This window comes from Bacillus sp. FSL K6-1338 (assembly GCF_038006965.1).
Classification (GTDB): domain Bacteria; phylum Bacillota; class Bacilli; order Bacillales; family Bacillaceae_G; genus Bacillus_A; species Bacillus_A thuringiensis_S.
Genome location: NZ_JBBOWI010000001.1, coordinates 318661 through 330406 on the forward strand (window position 1 = coordinate 318661; position 11746 = coordinate 330406).

The following is an 11746-nucleotide window of genomic DNA, read 5'->3' on the forward strand; positions in this document are numbered from 1 at the left end:
TAGTAGAGGAGCTCTTCACAGAATGTGAAGAGCTCCTTTTAAAATTGAAATCCTATATATTACCATCGTTCGAAGGGAATGAGCTAAAACCTATTAATAGCGTGATAAACATGTGAACAGAAATAAAATGATGAGAAAAGTTGACTTATTAGTCATATTTTTTAGTATTCATTTTGAGAATTTCCTGTATAATACAATTTGAAAGAAAATCTATGGTTCGACAAGGAACACTCCTTTCAGTTTTGCTCACTGAAAGGAGTGTTTTTTTATGTAGCTAAAAATTCTTGCGTGCTTATTACATTTGCATATACGCCATTTAAACTAGCTAAAATTGTATTGTGAATATAAACAGCTGGTATAGTAGCGTTCTTAAAAGAAAGGTCTTTTGTAGCACAAGCGTCATGTATAACGGTACATTGAAAGCCAAAATCGAATGCAGCCCTTACTGTTGCATCGATACACATATGAGTCATCATCCCGCATACAACGACATGTTCAATATTTAAACGTTTTAATTGCTCTAGAAGATTAGTTTCTCGGAAGCTATTTGGATAATGTTTGACTATAACTGTTTCTTCTCTAAGTGGACGTACGCTTTCATGAATATGTACACCTTCTGTATTAGGTAGGAAAAAAGTAGCGTCATCTTTTATAGCTACGTGTTGGATATGAAAAATAGGTTCGCTGTTTGTTCTAAAGTGTTGTAATAACTGATTAGTATATTCGCTTGCTTCTACTGGATTACGCAATTCCATCTTTCCATTTGGAAAATAATCGTTTTGAATATCGACGAGTAAAAGAGCTGTTTTCATATATTTATCTTCCTCCGAGTTTCATATTCAAATAAATTTATTCAATTTGTAGAGAGGATTCTCCTGTTTAAAAATATGAGGAAGAAGAATTTTAAATAACCTTGAAAGTTACTATTTTTCAGATGAATATTCATCTGAAAATTTTAATAAAGGAATAATTAATATTTTTCTAAAAAATGTATTGACTCTTATTATTCTGAGTTCTATAATGAGAATTAATTAAACGACAATTAAATCGATACATTCTTATCCAGAGAGGTGGAGGGACTGGCCCTACGATACCTCAGCAACGGGTTTTTTAATACCGTGCTAACTCCAGCAAGCCATATAAAGGCTTGGAAGATGAGAAGATGTGAACGAGTACATATAAGTGCTCTCCTTCTTATCTTTATGGTTGATAAGAAGGAGGGCACTTTTTATTTTACCTCGAAAGCTCTACTTTAAGTTTTTACAGCATATAGGAGGGGGAAAAATGATTTCTTTTAACAATGTAAGTAAAGTGTATGAATCAGCTGGGCAATTTGTTCATGCGGTGGAGGATGTAACATTATCAGTTGAGAAAGGCGAAATTTTTGGCATTATCGGTTTTAGTGGAGCTGGAAAGAGTACATTATTACGCTTAGTAAATATGTTAGAGAGACCGACGGCAGGAACGATTTCAATAGATGATAAAGATATTACATCATTATCGACGAAAGAATTACGCAAACTAAGACAAAGAATCGGAATGATTTTTCAAAGCTTTAATTTATTTAATTCAAGAACAGTGTTTGGGAATATTGCTTATCCATTAAAGTTAGCGAAATTGCCAAAGAACGAGATAAAGGAACGAGTGAATGAACTGCTGAGGTTTGTAGGGTTAGAAGATAAAGCAAACTATTATCCAGAACAGCTATCAGGGGGACAAAAGCAGCGTGTTGGTATTGCTAGAGCACTTGCGACATCGCCAGATATTCTTATATGTGATGAGGCAACATCAGCCTTAGATCCAGAAACGACGACAGAAATTCTAAACTTATTAAAGAAAGTAAATCGAGAATACAATTTAACAATTCTTCTTATTACACATGAAATGCATGTTGTGAAAGAAATTTGTCACCGTGTAGCTGTAATGGAGAAGGGAAAAGTTATTGAAGAAGGAAAACTGTTTGATGTTTTCACGCAACCAAAAACAAAGACGACTCAAAACTTTGTACGTTCTGTTATTAATGATCATTTACCAGAAAGTGTTCTAGCGAAAATTCAAAATGGTGGTCAAATTTATCGTCTAACATTTACTGGTGAGGAGACAGGACAGCCGGTACTATCATATATTGCAAAAAACTATAACGTTGATGTAAATGTACTGTACGGAAATATTATTGAACTTCAAAATGTGCTATTTGGAAATCTGCTTGTAGAATTGCAAGGTGAGCAGAGGGAAATTCAAAAAGCATTACAACATCTAAGACTGCAAGTGCAGCTGAAGGAGGTAGAAGCTCATGCGAGTTGATTGGAGTATATTTTGGCCGCGCATACTAGATGCGACGGGAGATACCCTCTTAATGGTAATTGTAACACTTATATTCGCTACAATTCTGGGTATACCTCTAGGTTTACTTTTATATGTAACGAGAAAAGGAAACTTTTTAGAAAATAAATGGGTCTTTTCTATTCTTAACATCATAATTAATACAATTCGTCCGGTACCATTCATTATCTTTTTAGTAGCTTTAAGCCCACTAACAAGAAGCGTTATTGGAACGACGATTGGAACAGCAGCGGCAATTTTCCCGATGACGTTAGTCGCATCAATTGGTATTGCTAGAATGGTTGAAACAAATCTTGTTTCCGTTCCGAAAGGAGTAATTGAAGCAGCGCAAGCAATGGGCGCCTCGCCAATTAGAATCGTTTTTGAAATCCTTGTACCAGAAGCGTTAGCACCATTAATCTTAGGTGTCACGTTTATGACAGTTGGTTTAATTGAATTTTCTGCAGTTGCTGGGCTTGTCGGTGGTGGCGGTCTTGGTGACTTGGCAATGACATATGGTTATCAACGTTTTGATACATCGGTTATGTTCGTAACGGTTGTTTTACTTATTATTCTCGTACAGATAGCTCAAAATTTAGGAAACTACTTTGCGAAAGTCTTGTTACGCAGATCATAAAAAGGAAGAGAGGAAAAGAAAATGAAGAAAATTTTAGCATTTGCATTATCAGCGATTGTAGGAATCTCAGCATTAAGCGGCTGCTCAAGTGGAGACACGGGTGCAGGAGCGAAAGAAAAAGTAGTTCGCGTCGGTGTAACTGGAACGGATGGAGACGCTTGGGAAATTTTGAAGAAAAAAGCTGAAAAAGAAGGGATTAAAGTTAAACTGATTGAGTTCTCTGATTACACAACGCCAAATAAAGCGTTAGCTGATGGAGATATTGAATTAAACTCATTCCAGCATATTGCTTTCTTAGAGCAATTTAAAAAAGAGCATAAGTTAGATATTACAGCTGTTGGTACAACGCAAATTGCACCAATGGGTTTATACTCTGAAAAATATAAGAAAGCAAATGAAATCCCAGATGGTTCAGAAATTGCAATTCCAAACGATCCAACGAACCAAGCACGTGCATTAAAACTTCTTGATGCAGCTGGATTATTAAAGCTTAAAAAAGATTTTGGCTTATTTGGAGATCCAAGCGGCATTGCTGAAAATCCGAAGAAATTAAAAATCACGCCGGTTATCGCACAGCAAACACCTCGTGTATTAAAAGATGTAGCAGCTTCAGTTATTAATAACGGTGTTGCTGGTCAAGCTGGATTAGATCCAGCGAAGGATCCTATTTTCTTAGAAGATCCAAAGAATGAAAATGCGAAGCCTTATATTAATATTTTCGCAGCTCGTACGAAAGATAAAGATGATCCAACACTGAAAAAAGTAATTGAATTATATCATTCAAAAGAAGTAACAGATGCAATTAAGAAAGAAACAAATGATGGTTCAATTTCAGTTGACCTTTCACTTGAGGAGCTTGAAAAAATCGTAAAATAATGATTGGGTTTAATGGACTAACAGAAGGAACCCCTCCGCTGTTAGTTCGTTCAACATATAATCTACTTAACAAACGAACCCTAATTCTGTACCTTCCAATTTTGTATAACGTAGAATCCAATGTTTGTTAAGTAGAGTAATGGACCAGGAGTTTTCCTGGTCTTTTTTTATGAATGAAAGTAGATAGCGAACAGTAAGGTAATCTGAAAAACCAATTGTTTAGATTGTTTTTTTCAGATTAGACAGAAAACTTCCTTTAAAATAGTATTCTTTTATGATAGATTTATAAATATAAAACTAGAATTTACATAAAAATCCATCATGGTAAATATACTTATCTATAATGGGTATACAGCTAACGAGGGGGAGAACGATGAGAAGACGTAATACGCAAGCGTTCACATTTTTAGCATGGACTTCATTTGTTTGTGCGCTTTCAGGTATGCTAATTGGGATTTATACGTTAGATGAAACGCTTAGTGTAAAAGGATACTATTTAATTGGAACACTATTTTTAACGATGTCTTGTTTTGTGTTACAAAAAACAATTCGTGATAATGAAGAAGATAACGAGAGATTTCCGAAAAATAAACCGTTAGATAAAGAGTAAATTGTAAAGAAAGGCATTTGCCTTTCTTTTTTTATGTAAAAATGGCGTAAGTGCCGTGTGTTGACTTGCTTGAAGTACTGAAAATTTGGTATCATCAATAGTATTGTAGATTGAACGATATATTATGGAGGTGGCCTAGCCGTGTCAAGAATTTCCGTTGAGAATGTAAAGCACGTAGCACATTTAGCACGTCTTGCAATTACTGATCAAGAAGCTGAAAAATTTCAAAAACAACTAGATGCAATTGTTACATTTGCAGAACAGTTAAATGAATTAGATACAACAGATGTAAAACCAACAACTCATGTATTAACTATGAAAAATGTTATGCGTGAAGATGTACCAGAAAAAGGTTTACCAGTCGAAGAAGTATTAAAAAATGCACCGGATCACAAAGATAATCAAATCCGTGTTCCAGCAGTATTAGAATAGAGGAGGGGAATTTCGATGTCATTATTTGATCATTCAGTATCAGAGTTACATAAGAAATTAAACAACAAAGAAATTTCCGTTACGGATTTAGTAGAAGAATCTTACAAACGTATTGCGGATGTTGAAGATAACGTAAAAGCTTTTCTTACATTAGATGAAGAAAATGCACGCGCAAAAGCGAAAGAATTAGATGCAAAAATCGGCGCTGAAGATAATGGTTTATTATTCGGTATGCCAATTGGTGTAAAAGATAACATTGTAACTAACGGTCTTCGTACAACTTGTGCGAGTAAAATGTTAGCAAACTTCGATCCAATTTATGATGCGACAGTTGTGCAAAAGCTAAAAGCTGCTGACACGATTACAATCGGTAAATTAAACATGGACGAGTTTGCAATGGGTTCTTCAAATGAAAACTCAGGATTCTACGCTACGAAAAACCCATGGAACTTAGATTACGTTCCGGGCGGATCTAGTGGTGGTTCTGCAGCAGCTGTAGCAGCGGGAGAAGTACTATTCTCTCTAGGTTCTGATACGGGTGGTTCTATCCGTCAGCCGGCTGCATATTGCGGTGTTGTAGGTTTAAAACCAACTTACGGACGCGTATCTCGTTACGGATTAGTAGCATTCGCATCTTCACTTGACCAAATCGGACCGATTACACGTACAGTAGAAGACAATGCATACTTATTACAAGCTATTTCAGGTATTGACCGCATGGATGCAACTTCTGCAAATGTTGAAGTTGGAAACTATTTAGCTGGTTTAACAGGCGATGTTAAAGGTTTACGCATTGCTGTACCGAAAGAATACTTAGGCGAAGGTGTTGGCGAAGAAGCTCGTGAGTCAGTACTAGCTGCTTTAAAAGTATTAGAAGGTATGGGCGCAACTTGGGAGGAAGTATCTCTTCCGCACTCTAAATACGCTCTAGCAACGTATTACTTATTATCTTCTTCTGAAGCATCTGCTAACCTTTCACGCTTTGATGGCGTGCGTTACGGTGTTCGTTCTGATAATGTAAATAACTTATTAGATCTTTACAAAAACACACGTAGTGAAGGTTTCGGTGATGAAGTTAAACGTCGTATTATGCTTGGTACATTTGCCCTTAGCTCTGGTTACTATGATGCATATTACAAAAAAGCACAACAAGTACGTACATTAATTAAAAATGACTTTGAAAATGTATTTGCTAACTATGATGTTATTATTGGACCAACAACACCAACTCCGGCATTTAAAGTTGGAGAAAAAGTTGACGACCCAATGACAATGTATGCAAATGACATTTTAACAATCCCAGTAAACTTAGCGGGTGTTCCAGCGATTTCAGTTCCATGTGGATTCGGTGCTAACAACATGCCACTTGGTCTACAAATCATTGGTAAACACTTCGATGAAGCGACAATTTACCGCGTTGCACATGCGTTTGAGCAAGCAACAGACTATCATACAAAAAAAGCAAGTCTGTAAGGAGGCGAGCATAGATGAATTTAGAAACAATTATTGGTTTAGAGGTTCACGTTGAGTTAAAAACAAATTCGAAAATTTTCTCTGCGAGTCCAACAGAATTCGGAGCGGAGCCAAATACACAAACAAGTGTAATTGACTTAGGATACCCAGGGGTACTTCCTACTTTAAATAAAGAAGCAGTTAACTTTGCAATGAAAGCTGCAATGGCATTAAACTGTGAGATCGCAACGGAAACGAAGTTCGACCGTAAAAACTATTTCTATCCAGATAATCCGAAAGCTTACCAAATTTCTCAATTTGATAAGCCAATTGGTGAAAATGGTTGGATTGAAATCGAAGTAGACGGTAAAAAGAAACGTATCGGTATTACACGTCTTCATTTAGAAGAAGATGCTGGTAAATCAACGCATACAGCTGATGGTTCATTAGTAGACTACAACCGTCAAGGTATGCCTTTAATCGAGATCGTATCTGAGCCAGATATGCGTACGCCAGAAGAAGCATATGCATACTTAGAGAAGTTAAAATCAATCATTCAATATACTGGTGTATCTGATTGTAAGATGGAAGAAGGTTCTCTGCGTTGTGATGCGAACATTTCTCTTCGTCCAGTTGGACAAGAGAAGTTTGGTACAAAAGCGGAACTGAAAAACTTAAACTCATTCACTTACGTACAAAAAGGTCTTGAGCACGAGCAAGTGCGCCAAGAAAAAGAACTGTTATCTGGTGGTATCATCCAACAAGAAACACGTCGTTATGATGAAGCAACGAAGAAAACAATCTTAATGCGTGTGAAAGAAGGATCTGACGATTACCGTTACTTCCCGGAGCCAGACTTAGTTGAACTTTACATCGACGATGAGTGGAAAGAAGCAGTTCGAGCTTCTATTCCAGAACTTCCAGATGCGCGTAAAGCTCGCTACGTTGCAGAAATTGGCTTACCAGCTTATGATGCACACGTATTAACATTAACGAAAGAAATGTCTGATTTCTTTGAAGCGACTGTTGCAGACGGTGCTGATGCGAAATTAACATCGAACTGGTTAATGGGTGAAGTACTTGCATACTTAAACAAACAACAAAAAGAATTAAAAGACGTTGCATTAACGCCTGCTGGTTTATCTAAAATGGTTCAATTAATTGAAAAAGGTACAATTTCTTCTAAAATTGCGAAGAAAGTATTTAATGAATTAATCGAAAAAGGTGGAGACCCAGAAGAAATCGTTAAAGCGAAAGGTCTTGTTCAAATTTCTGACGAGGGTACACTTCGTAAAGTTGTAACAGAAATTCTTGATAATAATGGGCAATCTATCGAAGACTTTAAAAACGGTAAAGACCGTGCAATTGGGTTCTTAGTTGGTCAAATTATGAAAGCTACAAAAGGACAAGCAAATCCACCGCTTGTTAACAAAATCTTACTTGAAGAGATTAATAAGCGATAATAGTAGTGACTTTTAAAGATTAAGCAGAAAAACACCCGTACATGGGTGTTTTTCTAGGTTAATCAAACGTTTGTTTAAATGAGACAAAATCGTTTAAACAAACGTTTGATTAACTGTCAAAAGTGGAAAAATGTTTGTATAGCAACTATGGTATGATAGTTGCAAAAAGGTGGGAATAATGATAAATCTAAACATAGAGGTTTTTTTTCATCTCATGAAATAATAGATAGTTATTATTCGTTATATGTAAATTTTTATGGAAGAATGGATAGAAATAAAGTGAAACTTTAATCAGTGGGAGGTTCATCCAAAGCTGATTATTAGCCCACACCAATCGGGCATTTACTGCCCACAAATAGCGGGATAAATTTTTTGGTCAAATAAAACAAAACCATTGAAATGAATATTTACTTTTGATGGACTACACGAATCGGGTTCTTACTGCCTGTTTGAGCGGGATAAAAGAAGGATAGCAAGATGAGAGGAGGTAGGCATGGGAATACTGAATAGAAGTTCGGTATGTTCTTTTTCGATGCATAAAGAAATTTCCTATGCTAATAAATGATGAAGCGAGCAAGAATTATTTATAATCCTACTTCTGGGCGTGAGCTATTTAAGAAGAGCTTACCAGAAGTATTACAAAAATTAGAACAAGCTGGCTATGAGACATCTTGTCATGCGACAACGGGTCCTGGAGACGCTACTGTGGCGGCGAGGCAAGCTGCGGATCGTAAGTTTGATGTTGTTATTGCCGCTGGTGGCGACGGTACATTAAATGAAGTAGTAAACGGTTTAGTTGGACATGAATTCCGCCCGAAATTTGGAATTATTCCAGTTGGAACGACAAATGACTTTGCACGTGCGATTGGTGTACCTCGTTCTATTGAAGAGGCAGCAGATATTATTTGCGAAGGAAAAACAGTGCCATTAGACCTCGGTAGAGCGAACGATACATATTTTATTAACATCGCTGGTGGCGGTCGTATTACAGAATTAACATACGAAGTACCGAGTAAGTTAAAGACAGTATTAGGACAACTTGCTTATTACCTAAAAGGTATCGAGATGTTACCATCATTGCATCCGACATATGTTGAAATTGAGTATGATGGAAAGTTACTACAAGAAGAAATTACGATGTTTTTAATTACGAATACTCGTTCAGTAGGTGGATTTGAAAAGGTAGCACCGTATGCATCTATTAACGATGGGTTATTTGACCTATTAGTACTGAAAAAAGGTTCTATCGCTGATTTAATTAAAGCAGCAACACAAGCACAACGTGGTGAACATATTAATAATCCAAAAGTGTTATATACACAAGCGAACCGAATTAAAGTACATTCACCAGATAAACTAATGATTAATTTAGATGGTGAGTATGGTGGAGATGCACCGATGGAATTTGAAAATATATATCATTGTTTAGAACTATTTGTTCCTGAACATCAAGAGGATGCCTTGTAAAGGCATCCTTTTTTACTTTGTTAAAATGAATTGTAAATTGGGAGTTAGTTTGATTTTTATGGTATTTTTACAATTCTTTTATTTTACATCCATATTTTATTGATACACTGGAGGAGATAAGAAACGAGAGGTAGGATGCTATGGAGAAGGTAAAAGCAATACTATTTGATAAAGATGGGACATTAATGGATTTTCATTCAATTTGGATAAAAGTAGCTGAAGAACTTGTAGCTGAATGTATAAGTTTATATCATTTACCAAGTACAATAGGGCAGACCTTATTAGAAGAGATTGGTGTAGAGGGAGCATTTGTTAATCCGAGGAGTGCAATAGCTGCTGGAACAAGCCTTGATGTAGCGAAGGGGCTTTGTAATTATATTGAGTCTGCTAGAGAAGAAGAGATGCATCATTGGGTAAGTGAGAAGTTATTTTCCCTTATGTATGAGCATCGTTCGCATATGAAAATGACAGCAGATTTACCGAAAGTGTTACAGGCATTAAAAGATAAAGGATTTATATTAGGGGTTGTCACGGCGGATGATTTCGCACCAACAGAATTATTTTTAAAACAATATAAGTTGGAGAACTTTTTTGATTATATTATAGCCTCGGATACATTCCTTGCGCAAAAACCAGATAAAAAGATTATAGAAGTGTTTTGTGAGAAATTTAATTTAGAATCATGTGAGGTTGCGGTTGTTGGAGATACGCCAACTGATTTACATTTAGCTAAAAATGGTGGTGATTGCTATGCAATTGGGGTGCTATCTGGTACGGGAGACCGTCCAACATTAGAACCACTTGCTGATTTAGTGTTAGATTCTGTTGGAGAGTTTATTTCTCAATCGGGTGAGTTTTTCTGGGAGAAAGAAAAGTCTAATGTGTAAGGAAAATAAGTCTATAAAGACTCTTAATGAGTCTTTATAGACTTATTTTTTATGCCTGGATACAAAGAATATAGGATAAATGCTAGAAAGGAAAGTTGGCATATATTTTGCAATAAGAAGAGAAAACAATGTAAAGAAAAGGATGGGGTACGCAATGAACACAAAAAAATTTGCTAAAGTAAATGAACAAATTCCAGGACCGAAAGCGGCATCTTTATTAGAACGCCGTCAAAATATAGTACCAAAAGGAGTAAGTAACGGCATCCCAACGTTTGTACAATCTGCAAATGGTGCTCTTGTAACAGATGTTGATGACAATCAGTACATTGATTTTGCAGGAGCAATCGGGACAATTAACGTAGGGCATTGTCATCCAACGGTTAAAGAAGCGCTCCATAAACAAGTCGATCAATACATTCATACTGGATTTAATGTCATGATGTATGAGCCATATATTGAATTAGCAGAAAAGCTTGCGGCATTGGCACCAGGAAGTTTCGATAAGCAAGTCCTATTTTTAAATAGTGGTGCAGAAGCAGTTGAGAACGCGGTGAAAATCGCTCGTAAATATACGAAGAGACCTGGTATTATCGCATTTTCTAAAGGTTTCCACGGTCGTACATTAATGACAATGACGATGACAAGTAAAGTGAAGCCATATAAATTTGGGTTTGGTCCCTTTGCTCCAGAAGTATATAAAGCGCCATTTCCATACGAATATCGTCGCCCAGAGGGATTAACGGAAGAGCAGTATGATGATTTTATTATTGAAGAGTTTAAGAACTTCTTCATATCGGAAGTAGCACCAGAAACAATTGCAGCTGTTGTAATGGAACCTGTTCAAGGGGAAGGTGGATTTATCGTCCCAAGTAAGAAATTTGTTCAAGAAGTACGCCGCATTTGTTCAGAGAACGGCATCTTATTTGTAGCGGATGAAATACAAACAGGCTTTAGTCGTACAGGAAAATATTTTGCAATTGATCACTATGATGTCGTTCCAGATTTAATTACAGTGTCTAAATCATTAGGGGCTGGTGTACCGATAAGTGGTGTCATTGGACGTAAAGAAATTATGAATGAATCTGCACCAGGTGAACTTGGTGGAACGTATGCAGGAAGTCCATTAGGATGTGCAGCTGCATTAGCTGTTCTCGATGTAATAGAAAATGAGAAATTAAATGATAGAGCGATAGAATTAGGAAAAGTCGTAATGAACCGATTCGAAGAGATGAAAAATAAATATCATTGCATCGGTGATGTGCGTGGGTTAGGAGCAATGTGTGCATTTGAGGTCGTTCAAGATCGTAAGACGAAAGCACCTGACAAAACGTTAACGGCTAATCTATGTGCAGAAGCAAATAAGCGTGGGTTACTTTTATTATCAGCAGGAACGTATGGAAATGTTATCCGTGTGTTAATGCCTTTAGTTATTACAGATGAGCAACTTGAAGAAGGTTTAACAATAATTGAAGAATCATTGCAAGCTTGTTATGAGCAAACGAACATCGCTCGCGTTTAAAAACTGAAGTATAAATAGCAAACATTCTAGCTGACTCTATATTAAATGCAGAAAATTCGCTTTATAATAAAGATAGTGAAG

General features: G+C 36.4%; 10 protein-coding genes, 1 pseudogene and 1 riboswitch. Of the genes and pseudogenes, 10 read left to right on the top strand and 1 reads right to left on the bottom strand.

Going from position 1 to position 11746, the window contains the following annotated elements:
- Nucleotides 1-246: 246 nt before the first annotated feature.
- Nucleotides 247-812 (bottom strand): annotated as a pseudogene (locus NZ044_RS01755) (cysteine hydrolase family protein).
- Between the two features lie 243 nt (nt 813-1055).
- A riboswitch (SAM riboswitch) is annotated at nt 1056-1161 on the top strand.
- Nucleotides 1162-1284: 123 nt separating this feature from the next.
- Here NZ044_RS01755 and NZ044_RS01760 point away from each other — a divergent pair.
- From NZ044_RS01760 to gabT, 10 genes are all read left to right on the top strand, one after another.
- Nucleotides 1285-2304 carry a methionine ABC transporter ATP-binding protein gene (locus tag NZ044_RS01760; protein WP_000622964.1) on the top strand — a complete coding sequence of 340 codons (1020 nt, stop codon included), beginning with the start codon at nt 1285-1287 and terminating at the stop codon, nt 2302-2304.
- Nucleotides 2294-2959, top strand: coding sequence for a methionine ABC transporter permease (locus NZ044_RS01765; RefSeq protein WP_001261865.1), 666 nt, complete (start codon nt 2294-2296; stop codon nt 2957-2959). The genes NZ044_RS01760 and NZ044_RS01765 overlap by 11 nt, the downstream gene beginning before the upstream one ends.
- Before the next feature lie 21 nt (nt 2960-2980).
- Nucleotides 2981-3835 carry a MetQ/NlpA family ABC transporter substrate-binding protein gene (locus NZ044_RS01770; RefSeq protein ID WP_000721588.1) on the top strand — a complete coding sequence of 285 codons (855 nt, stop codon included), beginning with the start codon at nt 2981-2983 and terminating at the stop codon, nt 3833-3835.
- Between the two features lie 373 nt (nt 3836-4208).
- Nucleotides 4209-4445, top strand: coding sequence for a YiaA/YiaB family inner membrane protein (locus tag NZ044_RS01775; RefSeq protein WP_001254393.1), 237 nt, complete (start codon nt 4209-4211; stop codon nt 4443-4445).
- A 141-nt stretch (nt 4446-4586) separates the two neighbouring features.
- On the top strand, nt 4587-4877 hold the full coding sequence (gene gatC / locus NZ044_RS01780) for an Asp-tRNA(Asn)/Glu-tRNA(Gln) amidotransferase subunit GatC (protein ID WP_000086999.1): 291 nt from the start codon (nt 4587-4589) through the stop codon (nt 4875-4877).
- Nucleotides 4878-4892: 15 nt separating this feature from the next.
- Entirely contained in the window at nt 4893-6350 is a 1458-nt protein-coding gene (gene gatA, locus NZ044_RS01785; RefSeq protein ID WP_000051441.1) for an Asp-tRNA(Asn)/Glu-tRNA(Gln) amidotransferase subunit GatA, read from the top strand.
- Between the two features lie 14 nt (nt 6351-6364).
- Entirely contained in the window at nt 6365-7792 is a 1428-nt protein-coding gene (gatB, locus tag NZ044_RS01790) for an Asp-tRNA(Asn)/Glu-tRNA(Gln) amidotransferase subunit GatB (protein ID WP_001047684.1), read from the top strand.
- 561 nt (nt 7793-8353) lie between these two features.
- Nucleotides 8354-9259 (top strand): diacylglycerol kinase, encoded by a 906-nt coding sequence (locus NZ044_RS01795; RefSeq protein ID WP_000977679.1) that lies wholly within the window; start codon nt 8354-8356, stop codon nt 9257-9259.
- Nucleotides 9260-9399: 140 nt separating this feature from the next.
- Complete coding sequence (locus NZ044_RS01800; RefSeq protein WP_000416657.1) at nt 9400-10146, top strand: HAD family hydrolase; 747 nt, start codon at nt 9400-9402, stop codon at nt 10144-10146.
- A gap of 154 nt (nt 10147-10300) precedes the next feature.
- Nucleotides 10301-11665 (top strand): 4-aminobutyrate--2-oxoglutarate transaminase, encoded by a 1365-nt coding sequence (gene gabT, locus NZ044_RS01805; RefSeq protein ID WP_001093004.1) that lies wholly within the window; start codon nt 10301-10303, stop codon nt 11663-11665.
- The last annotated feature ends 81 nt before the right edge of the window (nt 11666-11746 follow it).

Coding starts and splice junctions, on each gene's coding strand:
- NZ044_RS01760 (WP_000622964.1), top strand. CDS start 1,285: ATGATTTCTTTTAACAATGTAAGTAAAGTGTATGAATCAGCTGGGCAA.
- NZ044_RS01765 (WP_001261865.1), top strand. CDS start 2,294: ATGCGAGTTGATTGGAGTATATTTTGGCCGCGCATACTAGATGCGACG.
- NZ044_RS01770 (WP_000721588.1), top strand. CDS start 2,981: ATGAAGAAAATTTTAGCATTTGCATTATCAGCGATTGTAGGAATCTCA.
- NZ044_RS01775 (WP_001254393.1), top strand. CDS start 4,209: ATGAGAAGACGTAATACGCAAGCGTTCACATTTTTAGCATGGACTTCA.
- gatA (WP_000051441.1), top strand. CDS start 4,893: ATGTCATTATTTGATCATTCAGTATCAGAGTTACATAAGAAATTAAAC.
- gatB (WP_001047684.1), top strand. CDS start 6,365: ATGAATTTAGAAACAATTATTGGTTTAGAGGTTCACGTTGAGTTAAAA.
- NZ044_RS01795 (WP_000977679.1), top strand. CDS start 8,354: ATGATGAAGCGAGCAAGAATTATTTATAATCCTACTTCTGGGCGTGAG.
- NZ044_RS01800 (WP_000416657.1), top strand. CDS start 9,400: ATGGAGAAGGTAAAAGCAATACTATTTGATAAAGATGGGACATTAATG.
- gabT (WP_001093004.1), top strand. CDS start 10,301: ATGAACACAAAAAAATTTGCTAAAGTAAATGAACAAATTCCAGGACCG.